The 22,867-nt window shown below is 69.0% G+C and carries 24 protein-coding genes and 1 pseudogene; 14 read left to right on the top strand and 11 right to left on the bottom strand.

All coding sequences use genetic code 11. The features are described from left to right. The first annotated feature begins 60 nt into the window (after window positions 1-60). The 11 genes and pseudogenes from HRJ34_RS12750 (at window position 61) to HRJ34_RS12700 (ending at window position 10,460) form a co-directional block, all read left to right on the top strand. Window positions 61-1,245 (top strand): glycosyltransferase family 4 protein, encoded by a 1,185-nt coding sequence (locus HRJ34_RS12750; RefSeq protein ID WP_030092282.1) that lies wholly within the window; start codon window positions 61-63, stop codon window positions 1,243-1,245. A gap of 49 nt (window positions 1,246-1,294) precedes the next feature. Further along, a complete protein-coding gene (locus HRJ34_RS12745; RefSeq protein ID WP_208634359.1) occupies window positions 1,295-2,281 on the top strand; it encodes a L,D-transpeptidase family protein in 987 nt (328 codons plus the stop codon). A gap of 10 nt (window positions 2,282-2,291) precedes the next feature. After that, window positions 2,292-2,891 carry a M23 family metallopeptidase gene (locus tag HRJ34_RS12740; RefSeq protein WP_016747114.1) on the top strand — a complete coding sequence of 200 codons (600 nt, stop codon included), beginning with the start codon at window positions 2,292-2,294 and terminating at the stop codon, window positions 2,889-2,891. Between the two features lie 47 nt (window positions 2,892-2,938). Next, a complete protein-coding gene (locus tag HRJ34_RS12735) occupies window positions 2,939-3,568 on the top strand; it encodes an arylesterase (RefSeq protein ID WP_012049989.1) in 630 nt (209 codons plus the stop codon). A 70-nt stretch (window positions 3,569-3,638) separates the two neighbouring features. Then, window positions 3,639-3,974, top strand: coding sequence for an STAS domain-containing protein (locus HRJ34_RS12730; RefSeq protein WP_012049990.1), 336 nt, complete (start codon window positions 3,639-3,641; stop codon window positions 3,972-3,974). A gap of 10 nt (window positions 3,975-3,984) precedes the next feature. Beyond that, a complete protein-coding gene (locus HRJ34_RS12725; protein WP_041379789.1) occupies window positions 3,985-4,950 on the top strand; it encodes an MBL fold metallo-hydrolase in 966 nt (321 codons plus the stop codon). Window positions 4,951-5,118: 168 nt separating this feature from the next. Then, window positions 5,119-6,042 carry a tRNA pseudouridine(55) synthase TruB gene (truB, locus tag HRJ34_RS12720; protein ID WP_208634261.1) on the top strand — a complete coding sequence of 308 codons (924 nt, stop codon included), beginning with the start codon at window positions 5,119-5,121 and terminating at the stop codon, window positions 6,040-6,042. Then, a complete protein-coding gene (gene rpsO / locus HRJ34_RS12715; protein WP_012049993.1) occupies window positions 6,039-6,308 on the top strand; it encodes a 30S ribosomal protein S15 in 270 nt (89 codons plus the stop codon). Before truB ends, rpsO begins: the two co-directional genes overlap by 4 nt. A 188-nt stretch (window positions 6,309-6,496) precedes the next feature. Then, window positions 6,497-8,817 (top strand): annotated as a pseudogene (gene pnp / locus HRJ34_RS12710) (polyribonucleotide nucleotidyltransferase). Window positions 8,818-8,884: 67 nt separating this feature from the next. After that, a complete protein-coding gene (locus HRJ34_RS12705; protein ID WP_208634260.1) occupies window positions 8,885-9,391 on the top strand; it encodes a cytochrome c biogenesis protein CcdC in 507 nt (168 codons plus the stop codon). A 58-nt stretch (window positions 9,392-9,449) separates the two neighbouring features. Further along, window positions 9,450-10,460 (top strand): sensor histidine kinase, encoded by a 1,011-nt coding sequence (locus HRJ34_RS12700; protein ID WP_041379335.1) that lies wholly within the window; start codon window positions 9,450-9,452, stop codon window positions 10,458-10,460. Between the two features lie 16 nt (window positions 10,461-10,476). Here the strand turns inward: HRJ34_RS12700 and HRJ34_RS12695 are convergent, their stop codons facing one another. From HRJ34_RS12695 to HRJ34_RS12655, 9 genes are all read right to left on the bottom strand, one after another. Next, the gene (locus HRJ34_RS12695; RefSeq protein ID WP_016745411.1) at window positions 10,477-10,842 is read right to left on the bottom strand and encodes a DUF6491 family protein; all 366 of its coding nucleotides are present in this window, start codon (window positions 10,840-10,842) and stop codon (window positions 10,477-10,479) included. A gap of 47 nt (window positions 10,843-10,889) precedes the next feature. Continuing rightward, on the bottom strand, window positions 10,890-11,489 hold the full coding sequence (locus HRJ34_RS12690) for a thymidine kinase (protein WP_012049998.1): 600 nt from the start codon (window positions 11,487-11,489) through the stop codon (window positions 10,890-10,892). A 73-nt stretch (window positions 11,490-11,562) separates the two neighbouring features. Next, window positions 11,563-11,961: a 30S ribosome-binding factor RbfA gene (gene rbfA / locus HRJ34_RS12685; RefSeq protein ID WP_012049999.1), complete on the bottom strand. Its 399-nt coding sequence runs from the start codon at window positions 11,959-11,961 to the stop codon at window positions 11,563-11,565. A 59-nt stretch (window positions 11,962-12,020) separates the two neighbouring features. Then, window positions 12,021-14,579 (bottom strand): translation initiation factor IF-2, encoded by a 2,559-nt coding sequence (infB, locus tag HRJ34_RS12680; RefSeq protein ID WP_208634259.1) that lies wholly within the window; start codon window positions 14,577-14,579, stop codon window positions 12,021-12,023. 21 nt (window positions 14,580-14,600) lie between these two features. Further along, window positions 14,601-15,341, bottom strand: a complete 741-nt coding sequence (locus tag HRJ34_RS12675; RefSeq protein ID WP_030093098.1) for a DUF448 domain-containing protein — start codon at window positions 15,339-15,341, stop codon at window positions 14,601-14,603. Further along, on the bottom strand, window positions 15,328-15,558 hold the full coding sequence (locus HRJ34_RS12670; RefSeq protein WP_012050002.1) for a tautomerase family protein: 231 nt from the start codon (window positions 15,556-15,558) through the stop codon (window positions 15,328-15,330). The genes HRJ34_RS12675 and HRJ34_RS12670 overlap by 14 nt, the downstream gene beginning before the upstream one ends. A gap of 6 nt (window positions 15,559-15,564) precedes the next feature. Beyond that, window positions 15,565-17,154, bottom strand: coding sequence for a transcription termination factor NusA (gene nusA, locus HRJ34_RS12665; protein ID WP_012050003.1), 1,590 nt, complete (start codon window positions 17,152-17,154; stop codon window positions 15,565-15,567). A gap of 7 nt (window positions 17,155-17,161) precedes the next feature. Continuing rightward, a complete protein-coding gene (rimP, locus tag HRJ34_RS12660; RefSeq protein WP_012050004.1) occupies window positions 17,162-17,722 on the bottom strand; it encodes a ribosome maturation protein RimP in 561 nt (186 codons plus the stop codon). Then, window positions 17,701-17,916: a hypothetical protein gene (locus tag HRJ34_RS12655; RefSeq protein WP_208634258.1), complete on the bottom strand. Its 216-nt coding sequence runs from the start codon at window positions 17,914-17,916 to the stop codon at window positions 17,701-17,703. The genes rimP and HRJ34_RS12655 overlap by 22 nt, the downstream gene beginning before the upstream one ends. Window positions 17,917-17,977: 61 nt before the next feature. On the opposite strand from HRJ34_RS12655, the gene HRJ34_RS12650 reads away from it, so the two are divergent. Both HRJ34_RS12650 and HRJ34_RS12645 read left to right on the top strand, forming a co-directional pair. Then, window positions 17,978-18,265 (top strand): hypothetical protein, encoded by a 288-nt coding sequence (locus tag HRJ34_RS12650; protein ID WP_016745000.1) that lies wholly within the window; start codon window positions 17,978-17,980, stop codon window positions 18,263-18,265. 6 nt (window positions 18,266-18,271) lie between these two features. Beyond that, entirely contained in the window at window positions 18,272-19,801 is a 1,530-nt protein-coding gene (locus HRJ34_RS12645) for a methyl-accepting chemotaxis protein (RefSeq protein WP_012050006.1), read from the top strand. A 181-nt stretch (window positions 19,802-19,982) separates the two neighbouring features. On the opposite strand, the gene hemA is transcribed toward HRJ34_RS12645, so the two are convergent. Further along, window positions 19,983-21,197: a 5-aminolevulinate synthase gene (gene hemA / locus HRJ34_RS12640; protein WP_012050007.1), complete on the bottom strand. Its 1,215-nt coding sequence runs from the start codon at window positions 21,195-21,197 to the stop codon at window positions 19,983-19,985. Between the two features lie 126 nt (window positions 21,198-21,323). Next, window positions 21,324-22,118, bottom strand: coding sequence for a glutamate racemase (gene murI / locus HRJ34_RS12635; RefSeq protein ID WP_012050008.1), 795 nt, complete (start codon window positions 22,116-22,118; stop codon window positions 21,324-21,326). A gap of 158 nt (window positions 22,119-22,276) precedes the next feature. Between murI and plsY the strand changes: the two genes are divergently transcribed. Next, the gene (gene plsY, locus HRJ34_RS12630; RefSeq protein ID WP_016745003.1) at window positions 22,277-22,864 is read left to right on the top strand and encodes a glycerol-3-phosphate 1-O-acyltransferase PlsY; all 588 of its coding nucleotides are present in this window, start codon (window positions 22,277-22,279) and stop codon (window positions 22,862-22,864) included. The last annotated feature ends 3 nt before the right edge of the window (window positions 22,865-22,867 follow it).

The raw sequence follows: 22,867 nt of genomic DNA, 5'->3' as shown, positions 1-22,867 counted from the left end.
GAAATATGCGGCTGACGAAATAATGCGCCGCCGGGCTCGTATAGGGCCCGGAGGTCGCCCTTGTTTATCGCACAGCATCACAAGCAGGACGGCGCGCCCGCTGCCGTGGCCGACCGGCCGCTGCGGGTTGCGCTGTTCTCGGGCAATTATAATTGCGTCCGCGACGGCGCGAACCAGGCGCTCAACCGGCTCGTCGCGCACCTGATCGATCGCGGCCACGCCGTCCGCGTCTATTCGCCGACGATCGCCCGGCCGGCCTTTCCCCCGGCCGGCGATCTCGTCTCGGTGCCGTCGGTGCCGATCCCGACCCGGCGCGAATATCGCGTCGCGCTGGGCCTGCCGCGCGCCACCCGCACCGACCTGGACGATTTCGCGCCCGACATCGTCCATCTCTCCGCGCCCGACTGGCTCGGCGGCGCGGCGCAGGCGCAGGCGCGGCGGCGCGGCATTCCCGTGGTCGCCAGCCTGCACACCCGCTTCGAGACCTATCTCTCCTATTATGGCCTGGGCCTGCTCCGCCGCCGGGCCGATGCCTGGCTCGACCGCTTCTACCGGCACAGCGACATGGTGCTGGTGCCCAATGCGCCGATCGCCGACGAGTTCGCCGCCAAGGGGCTCGGCGACCGGGTGCGCGTCTGGGGGCGGGGCGTCGACCGCGCCGTCTTCTCGCCCGCCCGCCGCGATCTCGGCTGGCGGCGGGGGCAGGGCTATGGCGACGAGGAGACGGTGGTGCTGTTCTTCGGACGGCTCGTCCTCGAAAAGGGTCTCGCCATCTTCGCGCAGGTGATCGCCGAGGCGCGGGCGCGGGGCCGGCGGCTGCGGCCGATGATCGTCGGCGACGGACCGGCGCGGGGCTGGCTGGCCGAGCGCCTGCCCAATGCGCGCTTCCTCGGGCACCTGACCGGCGCGTCGCTGGGCGCGGCGATCGCCGCCGCCGATATCCTGATCAATCCGAGCACGACCGAGGCGTTCGGCAACGTCAACCTGGAGGCGATGGCCGCCGGCGTCGCGGTGGTCAGCGCCGAGGTCGCCAGCGCGACGGCGCTGATCGCCGACCGGATCTCGGGCTGGCTGGTGCCGCCGGTCGAGGTCGGCGCCTATGTCGATGCGATCGAGGCGCTGATCGACCGGCCCGAGCTGCGCGCGTCGATCGCCGACGCCGGCCTGGCCGCCGCCGATGCCTTCCGATGGCCGTCGATCCTCGACGGCGTGATCGCCGACTATCGCTGGCTGCTGGCGGGATAGAAAGCGCGGGACGCACGTTCTCCTCACGGTACGAGGAGAGGAGTTGCCTGTGCGTCCGATGCCGTTGCTTGTCCTGACCGCCGCCCTGTTTCCCGCCATAGCCGCCGCCCAGGCCACGCCCCCCGATCCACGGGTGATGGGCGTGCAGGTGCTGCTCGATCGGCTCGGCTTCGGGCCCGGCGTGATCGACGGGGCGAGCGGCATGAGCCTGACCAAGGCGCTGCGCGGCTGGCAGCAGGCGAAGGGGTTGCCGGTCACCGGCCGGCTCGACGACGCGACGGTCGGGAGCTTCGAGCCCTATCGCGCCATGCCCACGATGATCGACGTCACGCTGACCCCCGACATCCTCGAAGGCCCCTTCGTCGGGCCGATCCCGGCCAGGGAGAGCGAGCAGGCGAAGATGGCGTCGCTCGGCTATTCGGACGCGATGGAGAAGCTGGCCGAGCGCTATCACACGACGCCGGCGACGCTGGTCGCGCTCAACGCCCAGCAGACCAAGCTCGCGCCGGGTGTCGTCATCAAGGTGCCCAACGTCATCCCGCCGGCCTCGAATTTCCCCGCCGATCTCAATCCCGCGTGGCGCAAGACGCTGTGGACGCTCAACGTCGGATCGGACCAGCCGGAGGTGGCGAAGGTCGTGGTCGACAAGTCGGACGGCGTGCTCCGCGCCTTCGACGGTGCCGGCAAGCTGGTAGCGCAGTTCCCCGCGACGATGGGCAGCCGGCACGATCCGCTGCCGATCGGCCAATGGAAGATCCAGGGCCGCTCCTACAATCCGCCCTTCCACTATAACCCCAAGCTGTTCTGGGACGCCGGCAGCAAGGACCGCAAGGCGCTGCTGCCGCCGGGCCCCAACGGGCCGGTCGGCGTCGTCTGGATCGACCTCGACAAGCAGCATTACGGCATCCACGGCACCCCCAATCCCGAGAAGATCGGCAGGACCGAAAGCCATGGCTGCATCCGCCTGACCAACTGGGACGCGGCGCGGCTGGCGATGATGGTGAAGCCGGGCACGCCGGCCGTCTTCCAGCCATGAGGAGAGCCCGATGATCCGGAAGGTCGCGATCCTGCTGTTGCTGCTGGCGATCGGCTATGTCGGCTGGGTCGTCTTCCTCAACCTGCCGGGCCGGGAAGGTGCTCCGCCCATGGCCGCCGCCGACAATGGCGCTCCCGCGCCGGTTGCGCCTTCGACGCCTCCCGTCGCGCCGCCGCGAGGGGCGCTCGTCATCCCCGTCGCCGGCGTCCGCGCCGATCAGCTCGGCGACACCTTCGCCGATGCGCGGGGCCAGGGGCGGGTGCACGACGCGATCGACATCATGGCGCCGCGCGGCACGCCGGTGATCGCGGCGGCGGCGGGCACGGTCGAGAAGCTGTTCGACAGCCGGCTGGGCGGCCGCACCATCTATATCCGCCGCCCGGACGGGCAGTGGATCGACTATTACGCCCATCTCGACGGCTATGCGCCGGATCTCAGCGAGGGCAAGCGGATCGCGCAGGGCGAGATGATCGGCACGGTCGGCTCGACCGGCGACGCCAGCGCCGAAGCGCCGCATCTCCATTATGCGATCAACGCGATGGCCCCCGGCGAAGGCTGGTGGCAGGGCAGGCCGGTCAACCCCTATCCGCTGCTGACGGCGGGGCATTGAGGGCGCGGGAGGATGACATTTGCGGCCGCCATGCCAATATCGCGGCCATGATGATCCTTCGCCCGCTGCTCGCGTTTCTCGCCCTCGTCGCCCTGCCCGTCGCCGCCCAGGCGGCCGACAAGCTCGTCCTCGCCTTCGGCGACAGCCTGACGGCGGGCTATAGGCTGCCGCCGGGCCAAGGGTTCGCGCCGCAGCTCGAAGCGGCGCTGCGCGCGTCGGGCGTACCGGCGCGGGTGCACAATGCCGGCGTGTCGGGCGACACCACCGCGCAAGGGAAAGCCCGGCTCGCCTGGGTGCTCGCCTCGCTCAAGGCGAAGCCCGACCTTGTGATCGTCGAGCTTGGCGCCAACGACATGCTGCGCGGACTCGATCCCGCCCGGGCCGAGGCGAATCTCGACGCGATTCTTGCTGAATTGTCGAAGCGCCGTATCAGGATATTGCTGGCCGGCATGGTCGCGGCGCCGAATCTGGGTCCCGACTATGCCAAGCGCTTCAATCCGATCTATCGCAGGCTCGCCGACAAATATCGCGCGGGCCTCTATCCCTTCTTCCTCCAGGGCATCGTCGGCGATCGTTCGCTGCACATCGGCGATGCGATTCACCCCAATGAACAAGGGGTTAGGGTGATTGTGCGCGGCATATTGCCGCACGTCCGGCGGCAGCTCGCGGGGCGATAATCAGTCCGTTGCAGCCGATCCCAACTCGCCCTAAGCTCGCTTCCGTAACGGGCCGCGGGGGAGGGCTTGGATGCAATGGGCGGGGTCGTCATCGGCGCGGGGACCGGTTGGGCGGCCGGCAGGCGTCATCGATGACGGCGCGCGCGATGCCTTTCTCGATCATCTGCGCTCGGGCGTGGCGGATGCCGCCGCGTCGGGCGGCGACTTCCTCCTCGACCTCGCGGCGGTCGACCATATGTCGGCGGGCGCGCTGATGGCGTTGACGATCGCGCGCAAGGAAGCGATCACCAGCGACGTGACGATCGTGCTCGCCCGGCCCAGCCCGGCGCTGCGCGAAGTGCTGGAGATCAGCCGCTACCAGCTGATCTTCGACATCGTCGACGACCTCGACGGCGGAAGGGACTGAGAATTTGGGGATGCTGGTCCGCTTCTGGGGGACGCGGGGATCGCTGCCGGTCGCGCCCAGGGCGCGCGCGATCGAGGACAAGCTGGTCGGCGCGCTGATGCGCGCGTCCGGACGCTCCTTCGCCGACGAGGACGCCGCGCGCCGCTTCGTCAACGAGGAACTGAGCTTCGGCGAGGGCCATAGCTATGGCGGCGCCACCACCTGCCTCGAGATCGAGGGCGCCGACGACAGCTTCTTCATCCTCGACATGGGATCGGGCCTGCGCGAGCTGGGCAACGACGCCTTCCGCCGGATCGCGCAGCAGGGCCGTTCGCGGACCTACAACTTCTTCATGTCCCACCTGCACTGGGACCATATCATGGGCTTCCCCTTCTTCGGGCCGGCCTTCGATCCCGACGCGCGCATCGTCATCCATTCGGGCCATGCCGATTGCGAGGCGGCGCTGCGCCGCCAGCAGGAGGAGATCAGCTTCCCGGTCGCCTTCGACTGGCTGCGCGCGAAGATCGAGTTCAAGGTGCTGGCGCCGGGCGAGGTCCACCATGTCGACGGGATCGACGTCGAACTGATGCCGCAGGATCACAGCCATGTCTCCTACGCCTGGAAGTTCCGGCGCGACGGCAAGACCTTCGTCTTCTCGACCGACGCCGAGCACCGGATGGACGACGTCGACGACAAGCAGGCGTTCGAAACCTTCTTCCACCAGGCCGACCTCGTCGTCTGCGACACCATGTACTCGCTCGCCGAAAGCATCACGCTGAAGGCCGACTGGGGCCATTCGAGCAACGTCATGGCGGTCAACCTCTGCCACGGCGCCGGGGCGCGGAAGCTGGTGCTGTTCCACCACGAGCCGACCAGCAGCGACGCCGACATCGACGCGCTGCTCGCGGAGACGATCCGCTACGAGGCGCTCAACCGGCGCGACTATCCGCCGCTCGAAGTGGTCTGTTCCTACGACAGCCTCGAACTCGAGGTCTGAGGGGAGACCCGCCGAGTGGCGTCATCCTGGCGAAAGCCAGGATCTCACTTCCTCTTCGGCATCGCCGGCGGGTCGAAGGCAGGGAGATTCCGGCTTTCGCCGGAATGACGGTTGGGAATGGTTCGGCATGCTCGACATGGCCCGGCCGGACGCCTACAGCCGCGCGCCATGGATGGCTGGATCATCATCGACAAGCCGGTCGGCCCCGGCTCGACCCAGATCGTCTCAGCGGTCAAGCGCGCGCTCCGGACCGGCGGCTACGGCAAGGTCAAGGTCGGCCATGGCGGGACGCTCGATCCGCTGGCGTCGGGCGTGCTGCCCGTCGCGCTGGGCGAGGCGACCAAGCTGTCGGGGCGGATGCTCGACGCCGACAAGGCCTATGACTTCACCATCGGCTTCGGGGTCGAGACCGACACGCTCGACGCCGAGGGCAAGGCGGTGGCGGTATCCGGCGTCTGCCCGACGTTCGACGCGATCGAGGCGGTGCTGCCGCGCTTCACCGGAGCGATCGAGCAGGTGCCGCCGGCCTATTCCGCGCTGAAGATCGACGGCCAGCGCGCCTATGACCGCGCCCGCGCCGGGGAAAGCTTCGAGATGAAGACGCGGGCGGTGACGATCCATTCGCTCACCATTCCGTCATCGTCCGCGCCCCTTCGCGGCAATGAAGGCCTGAACGAGATCACCCTGTCCTGCTCGGTGTCGAAGGGCACCTACATAAGGAGCCTGGCGCGGGACATCGCGCGGGCGCTCGGCACGGTCGGCCATGTGACCATGCTCCGCCGCACCAAGGCGGGCCCGTTCACCCTGTCCCAGGCGATTTCGCTGGACAAACTGGATGAACTCGCTAAGGGCCGGCAGCTTGAAAAAGCACTCTTGCCGCTGACGGCAGGGCTGGACGACATCCCGGCTCTATCCGTCACCCCCGATCAGGCAAGGGCGCTCCGCGAGGGGCGCAGATTGATCGGGATTGCCGCACCCACCGGCCTCAACCTTGCGATCGACGGCGACATGCCCGTTGCGCTGGTCGAGGTCGAGGACCGCGAGGTTCGCGTGGTGCGGGGCTTCAATATGATGTCGAAGGAAGACAGATGACCGTTACCGCCGAACGCAAGACCGCGATCATTGCCGACAACGCCCGTGCCAACGGCGACACCGGCAGCCCCGAAGTCCAGGTCGCGATCCTGACCGAGCGCATCAACAACCTGACCGAGCATTTCAAGAGCCATGCGAAGGACAACCATTCGCGCCGCGGCCTTCTGATGCTGGTCAACAAGCGCCGCCGCCTTCTCGACTATCTCAAGCGGAAGGACGCGGAGCGCTACACCGCACTGATCGGCAAGCTCGGCCTGCGCAAGTAAGCCAGCTTCTGAACGGCCCCGCAAAACGGGGCCGTTCGCTTATTCCGCCAGGGGCAATCCGGCACCGGGCGGGACGGCGGGCACAAGGTCCCGCCACGGCAGGCCGAAGGCGGCCTGCCCCACGCGGCGGCTTCCAGCCGCCGGCATAGGCCCCGGGCGCATAGGGCGTCCGGAGACAAGGAACACAGATGTTCGATACGAAGAAAGTTGAAATCCAGTGGGGCGGGCAGACCCTCACCCTGGAAACGGGCCGCGTTGCCCGTCAGGCCGACGGCGCGGTGCTCGCGACCCTCGGCGAGACCGTCGTCCTCTGCGCCGTCACCGCGGCGCGCAGCGTCAAGGAAGGGCAGGACTTCTTCCCGCTGACCGTCCATTATCAGGAGAAGTATTTCTCGTCGGGTCGCATTCCCGGCGGCTTCTTCAAGCGCGAGCGCGGCGCGACCGAGAAGGAGACGCTGGTCTCCCGCCTCATCGATCGCCCGATCCGTCCGCTCTTCCCGGAAGGCTTCTACAACGAGATCAACGTCATCGCCCAGGTGCTGAGCTATGACGGCGAGAACGAGCCCGACATCCTGGCGATGATCGCCGCCTCGGCCGCGCTCACCATCTCGGGCGTTCCCTTCATGGGCCCGATCGGCGCCGCCCGCGTCGGCTACAAGGACGGCGAGTATCTGCTCAACCCGACCGACGCCGACGTCGCCGCCGGCGATCTCGACCTGGTCGTCGCCGCCACCCACGACGCGGTGATGATGGTCGAATCCGAAGCCAAGGAGCTGTCGGAAGAGGTCATGCTCGGCGCCGTCATGTTCGCCCACAAGGCGAGCCAGGACGTCATCAAGGCGATCATCAAGCTCGCCGAGAAGTCGGCCAAGGATCCGTGGGAGATGGCGCCGCAGGCCGATCTGTCCGCCGCCAAGACCAAGCTCAAGAAGCTGGTCGGCAAGGACATCACCGCCGCCTACAAGCTGACCAACAAGTCGGCCCGCTCGAGCGCCCTGAACGAGGCGCGCGCCAAGGCCAAGGAAGCCTTCGCCGACGCGACCCCGCAGGACCAGATGGCCGCGATCAAGCTCGTCAAGAAGCTCGAGGCCGAGATCGTCCGCACGGCGATCCTCAAGGACGGCCGCCGCATCGATGGCCGCGACACCAGGACGGTCCGTCCGATCGTCGCGGAAGCGCACTTCCTGCCGCGGGCCCATGGTTCGGCGCTGTTCACCCGCGGCGAGACGCAGAGCATCTCGACCTGCACCTTGGGCACCAAGGAAAGCGAGCAGATGATCGACGGCCTGAACGGGCTGCGCTACGAGCATTTCATGCTCCACTACAACTTCCCGCCCTATTCGGTCGGTGAAGTGGGCCGCTTCGGCGCGCCGGGCCGTCGCGAAGTCGGCCATGGCAAGCTGGCGTGGCGCGCGCTGCACGCGGTGCTGCCGACCAAGGAGGAGTTCCCCTACACCATCCGCCTGACCTCGGACATCACCGAGTCGAACGGTTCGTCGTCGATGGCGACGGTGTGCGGCGGCAGCCTCGCGATGATGGACGCCGGCGTGCCGATCAAGCGTCCGGTCTCGGGCATCGCGATGGGCCTGATCCTCGAAGGCAAGGACTTCGCGGTGATCAGCGACATCCTCGGCGACGAGGATCATCTCGGCGACATGGACTTCAAGGTTGCGGGCACGTCCGAAGGCATCACCACGATGCAGATGGACATCAAGATCGCCGGCATCACCGAGGAGATCTTCAAGACCGCGCTGCTCCAGGCGAAGGAAGGCCGCGCCCATATCCTGGGCGAGATGGCCAAGGCGCTCGACCACACCCGCACCGAGCTGTCGGCGCACGCGCCGCGGATCGAGACGATGTCGGTTCCCAAGGACAAGATCCGCGACATCATCGGCACCGGCGGCAAGATCATCCGCGAGATCGTCGCCACCACCGGCGCGAAGGTCGACATCGACGATGACGGCACCGTCAAGATCTCGTCGTCCGACACCGCGCAGATCGAGGCCGCCAGGAACTGGATCATCGGCATCGTCGCCGAGCCGGAAGTGGGCAAGATCTACACCGGCAAGGTCGTCAACCTCGTCGACTTCGGCGCGTTCGTGAACTTCATGGGCGGCAAGGACGGCCTCGTCCACGTCTCCGAGATCAAGAACGAGCGCGTCGAGAAGGTCGCGGATGCCCTGTCCGAAGGCCAGGAAGTCAAGGTCAAGGTCCTCGAGATCGACAATCGCGGCAAGGTCCGCCTGTCGATGCGCGTCGTCGACCAGGAGACCGCGCGAGGAACTGCCCGACACCGCCCGCCCCGCGAGCGTCCGCGCGGTGACCGTGGCGACTGCGGCGACCGTGGCCCCGCCGCGACGGCGACCGCCGTCGCGAAGGCGGCGATCGCGGCCCGCGCCGCGACCGTGGCGACCGGGGCGACCGTCCCCGCCGCGAGCGTTCGGAAGGCGGCGACGAGGGCCCCGCGCCCGACTTCGCGCCGGCCTTCCTGACCCGCGACGACGACTGATCGGTCGGCGTTTCGAAGACAGGAAAAGGGGAGCGGAAACGCTCCCCTTTTTCTTTATGCTCGTTCGATGGCCAACGAAGATCTTCTCCGTTACGTCCTGATCGGCGCGGCGATCGTGGTCGCGCTGCTGATCCGCCTGCGCCGCATCGGGCGGTGGCAGCGGCTGCGGGCGGGGGCGCTGTGGATCGTCCCCGCGATCTTCACGGCGCTCGCCGCGATGATCCTCTGGCAATTTCCGCCGCATGGGCTGGAATGGCTGTGGGTGGCGTTCGGCCTCGCGGCGGGCGGCTTCTTCGGCTGGCAGCGCGGACGGCTGGTCGAGATCAGGATCGACCCCGACAGCGGCTTCCTGCTCCAGCGCAGTTCGCCCACGGCCTTCCTCTTCCTCGGCCTGCTCATCGTCGTCCGCTGGGTGCTGCACGGCGCGGTCGGGCTGGCCGACGCGCGCTGGCACCTCGGCGCGATGCTGGTCAGCGACATCTTCATCGCCTTCGCGACCGGCGTCCTCGGCGCCTACCGGCTCGAACTCTACCTGCGCGCGCGCCGCCTGCCGGCGGACGGGGAGGGTCCTTGAGGAAGCGCTTCCACGCCGGCTGATCACTCTCTAAGAAGCGTGGCGGGCAGTTGGGGAGATGCGTTTGGCAAGGCAAGGCGCCACGGTGCTCGAGCGCTTTCCCTTATGGCGCGACCGGCCGCTTCTCGGCTATGGCGCCGCCGCCGCCATTGCGATCCTGTCGTTGCTGATCCGCCTGCTCGTCGACGCGGTGATGCCGATGGGCTATCCCTATGTCGCCTTCTTCCCGGCGGTGATCCTCTCGACCTTCCTGTTCGGCGTCGGGCCGGGCGTGATGGTGGCGGCCATCTGCGGCGCGATGGCATGGTATGTCTTCATACCCCCCGAATTCAGCGTCAAGCTGTCCGGCGCGATCGTCTTCGCGCTGTTCTTCTACGCGATCGTCGTCACCATCGACATCCTGCTGATCAGTTGGATGCAGCGCGCCAACCGCCGCCTGGTCGAGGAGCGCGAGCGCAGCCGGCAGCTCGCGGAGCGCGGCGAGATATTGTTCCGCGAGCTGCAGCATCGCGTCTCGAACAATCTCCAGGTGGTCGGCGGCCTGCTGGCGCTGCAGATGAAGAGCGTCTCCGACGCCGCCGCGCGGCTGGCGCTGGAGGAGGCGTCGCGCCGCCTCGCGCTGATCGGGCGCATCCATCGGCAGCTCTACGATCCGCATGGCGAGCAGCTCGATCTCGGGCGGTTCCTCGAACAGCTCGGCGCCGACCTGGTCGATGCCGGCGGCAGGGCCGGCATCGTCTGCCGCGTCGATGCCCATGCCGGAATCCGCCTGTCCGCCGACGCGGCGGTGCCGATCGCGCTGATCGTCGCCGAAGCGGTGGCCAATGCGATCGAGCACGGCTTTGCCGGGCGCGAGGCGGGCGAGATCGTCATCCGGGCGTCGCGGGACGGCGACGGGGCGCTCGACCTGCGCGTGATCGACGATGGCGCGGGGCTACCGCCAGGCTTCGATCCGGCGACGTCGGACAGCCTCGGGCTCAAGCTGGCGCAGATGCTGGCGCGCCAGATCGGCGGGAGCTTCCGCCTGTTCGTCGACGGCCGCACGACGGCGATGCTGCGCATCGGCTGAGCGGCCGGCGATCGCCTCAGCCGTGCTTGTGGGCCTTCTTCGGCGGCGCCCCGCTCTTGACGACGCTCTGCACCGGGCAGCGCTGGCCGCGGACGACGATCGTCGAGAAGCGGTCGAAATCGCTGGTGCCGCGTGTCTCGAAGCCGATCGCGTTGGCGAAGGGCAGGTCCTGGCATGGCGCCATCAGCCTGGCATGATACCATTGCCGGCCCGGGCCCTGGACGTAGAGTGCGTCGCGCCCGTCGGCCTGCCAATTGTCGATCGAGCCATGGTTGGCGAAGGGGATGCTTGCCTCGGGCGGGCCCTTGGCGGCGGCGGCGTCGGCCATGGCCGCGCCCGTCAGGAGCGCGCCGGCCAGTGCGAGGATGAGGGGCTTTTTCATGATGCCACCCTGCCATGGCGGCCCTGAACGGAGGCTGAGCGAAGCCGCTATTCGATATGCGCGCCGTGCCGCCAGCCCATCTGCTCGGCATAATGGCGGCGGCACAGGGCGACATAGCGCTCGTTCCCGCCGACCTCGATCTGGGCGCCCTGCTTGACCGCGAAGCCGTCGGCGTCGATCCGCAGGTTCATCGTCGCCTTGCGGCCGCAGGCGCAGATGCCCTTCAGCTCGATCAGGTTGTCGGCGATGGCGAGCAGCGCCGCGCTGCCGGGGAACAGCTTCGCCTGGAAATCGCTGCGCAGCCCATAAGCGAGCACCGGGATGTCGAGTTCGTCGCACACCGCGGCGAGCTGGAACACCTGCGCGCGGGTCAGCCATTGCGCCTCGTCGACCAGGACGCAGTCGATCGGCCCCTCGGCGCGCTCGATCGATATCTCCTCGAACAGGTCGGTTTCCTCGTCGATCGCGGTGGCGTGGCTGGCGAGGCCGATGCGCGAGGTGATCCGGCCCGGCTCGAACCGGTCGTCGAACGCCGCGGTGAACAGCAGCGTGCGCATGCCGCGCTCGCGATAGTTGAAGTCGGCCTGGAGCAGCGTGGTCGACTTCCCCGCGTTCATCGCCGCATAATAGAAATAGAGCTTGGCCATCGGCCTCTATCCTAGCGCGTCGCGGGCCGGCGGCAATCCATCCGGCGCGGCCGGATGGTGAACAATCCTTGCGTCAGTCGGCGTCCTGGTCGAGATCGCGGGCGATCGACGGATCGCGCAGCAGCCGGTCGATATGGCTGCCCTCGTCGAAGCTCTCGTCGGCGAGGAATTTCAGCTTGGCCGCATATTTGGTGTTCACCCGCCGCGCCACCTCGCTCTGGAGGAAGGCGGTGTTGGTGCGCAGCGCCTTGATGACGATATCCTCGTCGCCGCCCAGCAGCGGCTTCACGAACACCGTCGCGTGGCGCAGGTCGGGCGACATGCGCACCTCGGTCACCGACACCATGTGGCTGGCCAGCACGTCGTCATGCACCTCGCCGCGCATCAATATGTCGGACAGGGCATGGCGCACCTGCTCGCCGACGCGGAGCAGGCGGACCGAGCGGCCTTCGGGGGTTTCGTTACGGCGCATGGCGCGGCCTCTCTAAAGGGGCGCGACATCCCGGCCTCCGCCGGGATGTCGCCTGTCTCCTACAGCGTCCGCTCGCGCTCCTCGACCTCGAACGTCTCGACGATGTCGCCGGGCTTGATGTCGGTCGTGGCTTCGAGCGTGATGCCGCACTCCAGGCCGGCGCGGACCTCGGGGACGTCGTCCTTGAAGCGGCGCAGCGACGAGATCGAGCCATTGTAGATGATGACGTCGTCGCGCATGATGCGGGCGCGCAGCTTCTGGCGGATATAGCCCTCGAGCACGAGCAGGCCCGCGGCCTTGCCGTGCTTGCCCGCCGAGAAGACCTCGCGGATTTCGGCGCGGCCGACGACATGCTCCAGATATTCGGGGCCGAGCTGGCCGGCCATCGCGGCGCGGATCTCGTCGAGCAGGTCGTAGATCACGTCATAATATTTGAGCGCGACCCCGTCCCGCGTGGCGATCTCGCGCGCCTTGGCGTTGGCGCGGACGTTGAAGCCGATGATCGGCGCCTTCGAGGCGGCCGCCAGGCTGACGTCGCTCTCGGTGATGCCGCCGACGCCCGCATGCAGGATGCGGACCTGGATCAGGTCGGTCGAGATCTTGTTGAGCGAGCCCACGATCGCTTCGACCGAGCCCTGGGCATCGGCCTTCACGACCACCGGATATTGCTGGGCCTTCTGCTCGCGCAGCGCCGAGAACATCGATTCGAGGCTGGCCGGGGCGGCGGTGGTCCGCTTCTGGTGGATCACGCCGGCGCGATAGGCCGCGACCTCGCGGGCGCGCGCCTCGTTCTCGACGACCGAGAGCTGGTCGCCCGCGCTCGGGACGCCCGACAGGCCGAGGATCTCGACCGGCAGCGACGGGCCCGCTTCCTTGATGTTGCGGCCCTTGTCGTCGATCAGCGCGCGGACCTTGCCGCTTTCGGCGCCGACCACGAAGATGTCGCCGACCTTGAGCGTGCCGCGACCGACCAGGATCGTCGCGACGGCGCCGCGGCCCTTGTCGAGGGTGGCCTCGACCACGGTGCCTTCGGCGGGGCGGTCGGGATTGGCCTTGAGCTCGAGCAGTTCGGCCTGCAGCTCGATCTTCTCGATCAGTTCGTCGAGGCCGGTCTTCTTGAGGGCCGAGACCTCGACCTCCTGCACGTCGCCGCCCATGCTTTCGACCTGGACGTCGTGCTGGAGCAGCGCTTCGCGGACGCGCTGGGCGTTGGAGCCGGGCTTGTCCATCTTGTTGATCGCGATGATCATCGGGACGCCCGCCGCGCGGGTGTGGCTGATCGCCTCGATCGTCTGCGGGCGCAGGCCGTCGTCGCCCGCGACCACGATCACGACGATGTCGGTGATGTTCGCGCCGCGCGCGCGCATCTCGCTGAACGCCTCGTGGCCCGGGGTGTCGAGGAAGGTGATCTTGGCACCGCTCTTCACCTGCACCTGATAGGCGCCGATATGCTGGGTGATGCCGCCGGCCTCGCCGCTGGCGACGTCGGTGCCGCGCAGCGCGTCGAGCAGGCTGGTCTTGCCGTGGTCGACATGGCCCATGATCGTGACGACCGGCGGACGCGGCTGCAGCGTCTCCGCGGCATCGACGTCGTCGGAGGTGATCAGGTCGACGTCCGAATCCGACACGCGCTTGATGTTGTGGCCGAACTCGGTGACGAGCAGCTCGGCGGTGTCCTGGTCGATCGACTGGTTGACGGTGACGGGCATGCCCATCTTGAACAGCGCCTTGACCAGGTCGGCGCCGCGCTCGGCCATGCGGTTGGCGAGCTCGCCGACGGTGATCGTCTCGGGCACCGCGACGTCGCGGACCTGCTTCTGCTGGACGGTGCCGGCCTGATGGGCGCGCTTGTCCTTCTCGCGGGCGCGCTTGAGCGCGGCGAGCGAGCGGGCGCGGGCGCCGCTGTCGTCGTCGAGCGCGCGGGTGACGGTCAGCTTGCCCGACTGGCGGCGATCGTCGCCCTTGCGGTCGCGCTGCTGCGGACGCGGCGGCTCGGGCCGCTTCGGGCTCGGAACCGGCGTGAAGCGGCGCGGCGGCGGCATGGTGCTGCTGCTCGTGCGCGGGGCCTCCTCGGCGGTCCCGGCCGCGGCCGGGGCTTCCTCGCGCGGGGCGGCGGCGGCGGTTTCGGCCTCCGCCGTGGCGGCAGCGGCAGCCGCTGCGGCAGCGCGCTCGGCCTCTTCCTCGGCACGGCGATTCTCTTCGGCGCGACGGCGTTCCTCTTCGGTCGCCTCGGCCTTGGCGCGCTCCTCGCGGCGGCGCGTCTCTTCGAGCGCCGCCATGCGCGCTTCCTCGGCCTCGCAGCAGGCGCCCTGCGGCGCCGACGCATCGGCCGGCCGGTATCGGGCCTGTGCCGCGCGGCGCTCGACCGGCTCGGCCTGGAGCTGCGCGGCGGGCGCGGGGGCCGGGGCGGGCGCCACGGGCGCGGCCGCGGTCTCCTCGGTCACCTGCGGCTCCGCCTCGCCCGGCCGGCCGGGCACGATGCGGCGGCGCTTGACCTCGACGACCACGGTGTTGGAGCGGCCATGGCTGAAGCTCTGCTTCACCTGGCCCGTCTCCACCGTGCGCTTGAGGCCCAGCGGTGCGCGCATTCCCAGTTTCGGCTTGTCGTTGTCGCTCATCTGGTAACCGAACCCTTCACTTCAAATTTCCGTAGCGCCGATGGACCCTGCGGATCGGTTCCGCAAGGCTGAAGCGCTCTCCGAACGTCCTATGAAACCGCACCAGCGGCCCAAAGCGTCAGCAACGCGCGCGGCGGCAGCCGGCACGGTCACGCCGATATGTACCACATTGTCCCGCCCCAGCGCCATCGACAATATGGTGCGATCCGCCGGGATTACCACCCCGCGCAGGTCGCTGCCCTCCGCATCGAGGCCGACGCGGAGCGCCTGGTCGAGCTTGCGGTTGCCGTCCTCGGAGGCGTCCGCGGCGTGGAGCAGCAGCTGGACCTGTCCCCGGCGCGCGCCCTCGGCGATGCGGTCCGATCCGGTCAGCACCGCGCCGCCGCGCAGCTCCAGGCCGAGCCGGTCGAGCGCCGCGCGGCACAGGCCCTGCTCGATCCGCTCGGGCAGGTCAGCGGGGATGGTGATGTCGCCGGTCTTGAAGGCGCGGGCGAGCGCGCCCTTGAGCTTGCCCTTGGCGATCGCCGTCTCCAGCGCCGCGCGGTCGACGCCGATCCAGGCGCCGCGCCCCGGCGCCTTGGCGCGCAGGTCGGGCAGCACCGAACCGTCGGGGGCGAGCGCGAGCCGGATCAGCTCGGCGCGCGCGCCATGCGCGCCCGACAGGATGCATTTCCGCTCGGGAACATGCTTGCCCGGCCGCCCCGTGTCGGGGGCGGGCCCGGAAACCGGCGCTACCGCGTGCCGTTGCTCATCGTTTGCCATCCGCAGAAGCGACCTCCTGCGCAGGACTTGCCGGGCGGTCGGCGATCAGGATGCCGCCGGCTCCGTAATTCTCGGTCGAGACTTCGATGATGTTCACCTGCACCGCGCTCGCCGGCTTGCCGAGATGCGCGCCGAGGGCCTTCGTCACGTCGGCGACGATGGCGGACTTCTGCGCACGGGTGGCGGTGCCGGCGATGCGGATGTCGACGAACGGCATCTGGGGTCAGGCCTCGTCGGTGAACCAGTGGGCGCGGGCGGCCATGATGATCTCGTTGCCCTGCTCCTCGCTCAGCCCATATTCGGCCAGGACGCCGCCCTTGTTCTCCTCGCGGTCGCCGCGCTCGGGGCGGTCGCTGTTCTGGCGGCGGCGCTGCTCGGGCCGCTTCTTCTGGATCAGCTCGTCGGTCGCCAGGTCGGCGAGGTCGTCGAGCGTCTTGATCCCGGCCTTGCCGAGCGTGACCAGCATCGCCTCGGTCAGATAGGGCAGCTCGGCCAGCGCGTCCTCGACGCCCAGCGAGCGGCGCTCCTCGCGGGCGGCGGCTTCGCGGCGCTCCAGCGCTTCCTGCGCGCGGCTCTGCAGCTCGGCGCCGAGCTCCTCGTCGAAGCCCTCGATCGAGGCGAGCTCGTCGAGCTCGACATAGGCGACCTCCTCGAGCGCGCCGAAGCCCTCGGCGACGAGCAGCTGGGCCAGCGTCTCGTCGACGTCGAGCTCGTTCTGGAACATCTCGCTGTTCTGGAGGAATTCCTTCTGGCGCTTCTCGCTGGCGTCGGCCTCGGTCAGGATGTCGATCGCCTTGCCGGTGAGCTGGCTGGCGAGGCGGACGTTCTGGCCGCGGCGGCCGATGGCGAGGCTGAGCTGATCGTCGGGGACGACCACCTCGATGCGCTCCTCCTCCTCGTCGATGACGACGCGCGAGACCTGGGCGGGCTGCAGCGCGTTGACGACGAAGGTCGCGGTGTCGGGCGACCAGGGGATGATGTCGATCTTCTCGCCCTGCATCTCCTGGACGACCGCCTGGACGCGGCTGCCCTTCATGCCGACGCAGGCGCCGACCGGATCGATCGAGCCGTCATGGCTGATCACGCCGATCTTGGCGCGGCTGCCCGGGTCGCGGGCGGCGGCCTTGATCTCGATGATGCCGTCGTAGATCTCGGGCACTTCCTGCGCGAACAGCTTCTTCATGAACTCGGGATGCGCGCGGCTCAGGAAGATCTGCGGCCCGCGATTCTCGCGGCGGACGCTCAGGATCAGGCTGCGGACGCGATCGCCGACGCGGACCACCTCGCGCGGGATCTGCTGGTCGCGGCGGATGACGCCCTCGGCGCGGCCCAGGTCGACGACGACATGGCCGAACTCGACCCGCTTGACGACGCCGGTGATGATCTCGTTGGCGCGGTCCTTGAACTCTTCATACTGGCGCTCGCGCTCGGCGTCGCGGACCTTCTGGAAGATCACCTGCTTGGCGGCCTGGGCGGCGATGCGGCCGAACTCGATCGGGGGCAGCGGATCGACGATGAAGTCGCCGATCGCGGCGTCCTTCTGCAACTTCTGCGCGTCGGCGACCGAGACCTGCTTGAAATAGTCGTCGACCTGCTCGACCACCTCGACGACGCGCCACAGCCGCATGTCGCCGGTCTTGCCGTCGATCTTCGCGCGGATGTCGTTCTCGGCGCCGTAGCGCGCGCGGGCGGCGCGCTGGATCGCGTCCTCCATCGCCTCGATCACGATCTCGCGATCGATCAGCTTTTCGCGCGCGACGGCGTCGGCGATCGCGAGCAGCTCGGCGCGGTTGGCGGAAATGGCGGTGGCCATGGCGACTTTATCCTTCCAGTTGAATCTTGCCGGCGCCGCGATGCGGCGCATCTTCCACAATCTGATCGACGCCCTCGGTGGAGAGCGGCGCGGTGGCCTTGATGAGAGCGTCGGTCAGGATCAGCTTCGCGCTCGCGATCTGCGCCAGCGGCACCGTCACCTCACCCAGCTTGTTTACACCCAGCGTCACCGAGTCGCCATCGCTGGCGACGATGCGCCCGTCGAACTGCTTGCGGCCGTCGAGCGGCGCGGCCAGCTTGACCCGGGCGTCGAAGCCCGACCAGTCGGCCCAGTCCTTGACGCGGGTCAGCGGCCGGTCGATCCCCGGCGAGCTGACCTCCAGCCGATAGGCGTCCTCGATCGGGTCGAGCTCGTCGAACTTGTCGGAGATGCGCCGCGACAGCGCCTCGCAATCGGCGATGTCGAGCTGGCGGGTGTCTGGCCTCTCGGCCATCACCTGCAGCGTCGGATCGCTCTTGCCCCCGAAGAAGGCGACGCGCACGAGGTCGAGGCCGAGGGCCTTGGCCTCCGGCTCGATCAGCTTCGTCAGCGCGGCGATGTCCGCCATTCCAGCTCCTGTTCGAAACGCAGCACTTCTTGTGCCGGAAGCTTTCGCAACCAGCCTCGGCAAAGTTTCCAATGTCGAGAAGTAGGCGCGATATAGGCGAAGACTCCGGGCAGGGCAATATCCGATCGGCCGGCAGCGGCGGTCGGATGCCTCCTCCGTTGAATCCCCGATTTGACGCGGTCGAATTCGGCCATCGGTTAGGCTTTCGATAACCAATGCCGATCTACGCCGCGCGGCATGGATGGTCGCAGGCCCATGACCCTGGTCCAGATCGGCGCGGTCGTTGCCGCGATGGCCGGTCTCGCCTTCGCGCCGCCGGCGCGGGGGCGGATGCTGCTGGTTCCGCTGGCGCCGGGGGCGGCGGCGAAGCTGCCCGCTGCGGCGGTCGCGGGCGGGGCGAAGCTGCTCGGGACGGGGCCCGTTCCCGGATCGCTGGTCGTCGTCGCCGATCGGGCGCGGCTCGGCGGCGTTTCGCTGGCCGACGGCATGGTCATCCTGTCGGCTCCGCCGCTGTTGTGCGGCGGTGGCGTGTTTGGGGAGTAGCGTGGCATGAGGATAGTCGAGCTGGACGAGCTGCGCAGGCGTGGCATCCGGTTGATCGCCTGGTGCGGTCTGGGTTTCACCGCGCTGCTGGGGCTGGCGATGCTCGCCGGGGTGATTCGTCCCAACCCGCCGGCGCTCCTCCTCTCGATGCTCGTCAATATCCTGCCGATCTGGGTCGTGCTGCGCCGCCGCTTCGACGGCGACGCGCGGATGATCATCGGTGCGCTCGCCGCCGCCCAGCCGGCGATCCTCGTCTACGCGCTGCAAGGCCATCAGTGGCAGATGGACATGCACATGTATTTCTTCGTCGCGCTCGCGGCGCTGACGATCATGTGCGACTGGCGCCCCATCGTGCTCGCCTCCGGCCTGATCGCCGTCCACCACCTGCTGCTCGACTATATGGCGCCGCACTGGGTGTTCGCGGGCGGCGGCGACCTGATGCGCGTCGTCGTCCATGCCGTTGCCGTGCTGCTGCAATGCGCGATGCTGATCTACATCAGCAACCAGCTCCGCGGCCTGCTGCTCGACCAGGGACGCGCGCGCGTCGACAGCGATCGCTTCGCCCGCGACGCCGAGGCCGCGATGATCGAGGCGCGCGCCGCCCAGCAGGCGGCCGAGGAGGCGCTGGCCACCGCCGCCGCCGAGCGCAGCCTGCGCCAGGACAGCGAGAAGGCGGCGAGCGCGGCGCGGACCCGCGACCTGCTGGCGCTGGCCGAACAGTTCGAGGGATCGGTCCAGCTCGTGGTCAGCTCGGTCGGCTCGGCGGCGTCGCAGCTCGAGACGACAGCCGCCTCGCTCAGCGACCTCGCCAATGACAGCGGCCGGCAGAGCGCCGCCGTGGCCGAGCGCGCCGCGCGCGCGTCGGACGCCGCGCGCGCCGTCGCGGGCAGCGTCGCCCAGCTCTCCACCTCGATCGCCGGCATCGCCGCGAGCGTCGACCAGCAGGCCGAACTGGGCGCCCGCGCGCGCAGCAATTCGGCGACCGGCGACCAGGCGGTGCGCGCCCTGTCGGGCCGCGCCACCGACATCGGCGAATTCACCGGCCGTATCCAGGCGATCGCCCAGCACACCAACCTGCTCGCGCTGAACGCCACGATCGAGGCGGCCCGGGCCGGCGTCGCGGGGCAGGGCTTCGCGGTCGTCGCGACCGAGGTGAAGACGCTCGCCGGGCAATGCGCCCGCGCCACGGCCGAGATCAGCGCGCTCATCGACGGCGTCCATGCCGGCGCCCGCATCGCCGAAGGCTCGCTGGGCGACGTTTCGCGCGTCGTCGAGGAACTCGCCGCCGCGGCGATGCAGATTCGCGAGATGCTGTCCGAACAGCGGCGCACCGCCGAGATGCTCGAAGCCAATGCGCAGAGCACGGCCGAGGGCGCCGACGAGATGGCGGACCGCATCGGCAAGGTCGCCGAGGTCGCCAACGAGGCCGGCAAGCTGTCGAGCCAGGTGCGCGGCGCGGCGGGCGACCTGCTCGGCCAGGCGGTGAGCCTGAAGCAGGCGACGCAGCGGTTCGTCCAGCAGCTACGGGTGGGGTGATCGGTGGTGTGGGACGCGTCCCGCCCCGCCCCACCACGAGGGCTGCGCAGCAACCATGCCGTCATCCCGGCGAAAGCCGGGATCTCGCTTCTTTTTTTCGAAGGTACGCAAAAGGCACTGAGATCCCGGCTTTCGCCAGGATGACGGTAAATGGATCAACCAGCCCGCTTGACGCTTCGCTTCAAGCGGCCAGCTTCATCTCCATGCGGTCCCAGATCTCCAGGAGCGCCTGGGTCAGCTCGCGCATCATCTCCTCGCTGTGCGCCGGGCCTGGCGTGAAGCGCAGCCGCTCGGTGCCGCGCGGCACGGTCGGATAATTGATCGGCTGCACATAGACGCCATATTCGGCGAGGAGGATGTCCGAGACCTTCTTGGCCTTGACCGGATCGCCGACCATCAGCGGGACGATGTGCGTCGTCGTTTCCATCACCGGCAGCCCGGCGTCGGCGAACATCTTCTTGAGGGTCGCGGCGGCGGCCTGCTGGCCGTCGCGCTCCGCCGAGGACTGCTTGAGATGCTTGACGCTGGCGAGCGCGCCCGCGACCAGCACCGGCGACAGCGAGGTGGTGAAGATGAACCCCGGCGCATAGGAGCGGATCACGTCGATGATCATCTGGTCGGCGGCGATATAGCCGCCCATCACGCCGAACGCCTTGCCGAGCGTGCCTTCGATCACCGTCAGCCGCTTCGCCGCCGCGTCGCGGTCGGAGATGCCGCCGCCGCGCGGGCCGTACATGCCGACGGCATGGACCTCGTCGAGATAGGTCAGCGCGTTGTACTTGTCGGCCAGGTCGCAGATCGCGTGGATCGGGGCGATGTCGCCGTCCATCGAATAGACGCTCTCGAAGGCGATCAGCTTGGGCGCCTCGGGGTCCTCGGCGGCCAGCAGCTCCTCGAGATGCTCGAGGTCGTTGTGGCGGAAGACGCGCTTCTCGCAGCCAGAATTGCGGATGCCCGCGATCATCGAGGCGTGGTTGAGCTCGTCCGAGAAGATGATGCAGCCGGGCAGCACCTTGGCGAGCGTCGACAGCGTCGCTTCGTTGGAGACATAGCCCGAGGTGAAGAGCAGAGCGCCCTCCTTCTCGTGCAGGTCGGCCAGCTCATGTTCGAGGTCGACGTGATAATGGGTGTTGCCGCCGATGTTGCGGGTGCCGCCCGAACCGGCGCCGACGTCGTGGAGGGCTTCCTCCATCGCCGCGATCACCTTGGGGTGCTGGCCCATCGCCAGATAGTCGTTCGAGCACCAGACGGTGACCGGCTTCGGCCCGTTATGGCCGGCAAAACAGCGCGCGTTGGGGAACATGCCCTTGTTGCGGAGGATGTCGATGAAAACCCGGTAACGGCCTTCGGCGTGCAGGCGGTCGATCGCCTGGGTGAATACGCGCTGGTAATCCAAGAGCCTTGCTCCACAGTGCCCCGCTTTGCCAAGGGGCTGAATCGGGTGCCTTTTACGGCCTGGCCTCGTCAAAAGCCAGTGCGAACGATTCCCAATAGTCGCGGCCGGAAATTCGTGCCCGGCCGGTCACAGGATCGAGATGGTGGCGAGCCCGCGCGCGGCAAGCCCGGCCCGCAGCGCGTCGCCGACGTCGAGCGGGGCGGTGAACACCGCTTCGCCCTTCGGCGCGGCCGGCCAGTCCTGTCCCTCGGTCAGATGGGCGACGCGCCGGGCGATGCCGGGACCACCGTCGACGAAGCGCAGCGGGCGCGGCGCGGCGGCGGCGAGTTCGGCCTCGACCAGCGGGAAATGGGTGCAGGCGAGCACCACCATGTCGATCCGGTCGCCGCCCGGCTGGCCGAGCAGGCCGTCGAGCACGGCGCGATAGTCGGCCGGGTCGGTCGGCTCGCCGCGCAGCTTCGCCTCGGCCAGCTCGACCAGCCGCGCCGAGCCGTGGCGTAGCACCAGGCAATCGGCGGCGAAGCGGGCCGACAGGTCGTCGACATAGGGCTGGCGGACGGTGGCGTCGGTGCCGAGCACGCCGATCGCGCGCGCCGCCGATCGTTCGGCGGCGGGCTTGATCGCGGGCACCGTTCCGACGATCGGCAGGTCGAGCGCGGCGCGCACCGCCGCCAGCGCGATCGTCGAGGCGGTGTTGCAGGCGATCACCACCAGCCGGGGACGGTAGCGCTCGACCAGCCGGCCGAGCAGCGCGGGGACGCGCGCTGCGATCTCCGCCTCGCTGCGGATGCCGTAGGGGAAGCCGCCATTGTCGGCGACATAGACATAGGAGGCCTGCGGCAGCAGCGCGCGGGTCGGGGCGAGCACGGAAAGCCCGCCCACGCCGGAATCGAACATCAGGATCGGGCGGTCGTCGGCCATCGCGCCCCTCACTTAGGATGCCGCACGGGCCCCCGCAACAGCGACGCGAATCGGGGGCGGATATCGTGCCGTGCCCGTAACTTTGTGCATTAGTGCGTGTTGCGCGGGGGACGGCTTCGACTATGGTGCGCGCGCCATCAGGGGAGACACCGTCCTTCATGCCGTCCACGACCACCATCCTGCTGCTGATCGGGGCGTATCTGCTGGGTTCGATTCCGTTCGGGGTCGTGCTGACGCGGCTCGGCGGCGCCGGCGACCTGCGCCAGATCGGCTCGGGCAATATCGGCGCGACCAACGTCCTGCGCACCGGCCGCAAGGGGCTGGCGGCGGCGACGCTGCTGCTCGATGGCGGCAAGGGCGCGGCGGCGGTGCTGATCGCGCAGATGGTGCAGCCGGACATGGCGCTGTGGGCGGGCGCGGCGGCGTTCATCGGCCATCTCTATCCGGTCTGGCTGAAGTTCAACGGCGGCAAGGGGGTGGCGACGATGCTCGGCGTCTCGCTGGCTGCCTGGTGGCCGGCCGGCATCGCCTTCGCGATCGTCTGGCTGGCGATGCTGGCGTTGACGCGGCGCTCCTCTGTCGGCGGCCTCTCGGGCGCCGTGACCGCGCCGATCGCGGCGGCGGCGGGCGGGCAGTCCGACGCGGTGCTGGTGATGCTCGCCATGGCGCTGTTCGTCGTCTGGAAGCATCGCGGCAACATCACCCGCCTGCTCGACGGCACCGAGCCGAGGGTCGGCGAGCGCTGATCG

The sequence above is a fragment of the Rhizorhabdus wittichii genome (genome assembly GCF_017607425.1).
GTDB lineage: Bacteria > Pseudomonadota > Alphaproteobacteria > Sphingomonadales > Sphingomonadaceae > Rhizorhabdus > Rhizorhabdus wittichii.
This window is presented reverse-complemented; position numbering and strand designations above follow the sequence as displayed.

Bases quoted from the DNA above. Each gene is read 5' to 3' on its own strand.
- HRJ34_RS12740 (WP_016747114.1), top strand. From the start codon at position 2,292: ATGATCCGGAAGGTCGCGATCCTGCTGTTGCTGCTGGCGATCGGCTAT.
- HRJ34_RS12735 (WP_012049989.1), top strand. From the start codon at position 2,939: ATGATGATCCTTCGCCCGCTGCTCGCGTTTCTCGCCCTCGTCGCCCTG.
- HRJ34_RS12730 (WP_012049990.1), top strand. From the start codon at position 3,639: ATGCAATGGGCGGGGTCGTCATCGGCGCGGGGACCGGTTGGGCGGCCG.
- HRJ34_RS12725 (WP_041379789.1), top strand. From the start codon at position 3,985: ATGCTGGTCCGCTTCTGGGGGACGCGGGGATCGCTGCCGGTCGCGCCC.
- truB (WP_208634261.1), top strand. From the start codon at position 5,119: ATGGATGGCTGGATCATCATCGACAAGCCGGTCGGCCCCGGCTCGACC.
- rpsO (WP_012049993.1), top strand. From the start codon at position 6,039: ATGACCGTTACCGCCGAACGCAAGACCGCGATCATTGCCGACAACGCC.
- HRJ34_RS12705 (WP_208634260.1), top strand. From the start codon at position 8,885: ATGGCCAACGAAGATCTTCTCCGTTACGTCCTGATCGGCGCGGCGATC.
- HRJ34_RS12700 (WP_041379335.1), top strand. From the start codon at position 9,450: ATGCGTTTGGCAAGGCAAGGCGCCACGGTGCTCGAGCGCTTTCCCTTA.
- HRJ34_RS12695 (WP_016745411.1), bottom strand. From the start codon at position 10,842: ATGAAAAAGCCCCTCATCCTCGCACTGGCCGGCGCGCTCCTGACGGGC.
- HRJ34_RS12690 (WP_012049998.1), bottom strand. From the start codon at position 11,489: ATGGCCAAGCTCTATTTCTATTATGCGGCGATGAACGCGGGGAAGTCG.
- rbfA (WP_012049999.1), bottom strand. From the start codon at position 11,961: ATGCGCCGTAACGAAACCCCCGAAGGCCGCTCGGTCCGCCTGCTCCGC.
- infB (WP_208634259.1), bottom strand. From the start codon at position 14,579: ATGAGCGACAACGACAAGCCGAAACTGGGAATGCGCGCACCGCTGGGC.
- HRJ34_RS12675 (WP_030093098.1), bottom strand. From the start codon at position 15,341: ATGGCAAACGATGAGCAACGGCACGCGGTAGCGCCGGTTTCCGGGCCC.
- HRJ34_RS12670 (WP_012050002.1), bottom strand. From the start codon at position 15,558: ATGCCGTTCGTCGACATCCGCATCGCCGGCACCGCCACCCGTGCGCAG.
- nusA (WP_012050003.1), bottom strand. From the start codon at position 17,154: ATGGCCACCGCCATTTCCGCCAACCGCGCCGAGCTGCTCGCGATCGCC.
- rimP (WP_012050004.1), bottom strand. From the start codon at position 17,722: ATGGCGGACATCGCCGCGCTGACGAAGCTGATCGAGCCGGAGGCCAAG.
- HRJ34_RS12655 (WP_208634258.1), bottom strand. From the start codon at position 17,916: ATGGCCGAATTCGACCGCGTCAAATCGGGGATTCAACGGAGGAGGCAT.
- HRJ34_RS12650 (WP_016745000.1), top strand. From the start codon at position 17,978: ATGACCCTGGTCCAGATCGGCGCGGTCGTTGCCGCGATGGCCGGTCTC.
- HRJ34_RS12645 (WP_012050006.1), top strand. From the start codon at position 18,272: ATGAGGATAGTCGAGCTGGACGAGCTGCGCAGGCGTGGCATCCGGTTG.
- murI (WP_012050008.1), bottom strand. From the start codon at position 22,118: ATGGCCGACGACCGCCCGATCCTGATGTTCGATTCCGGCGTGGGCGGG.
- plsY (WP_016745003.1), top strand. From the start codon at position 22,277: ATGCCGTCCACGACCACCATCCTGCTGCTGATCGGGGCGTATCTGCTG.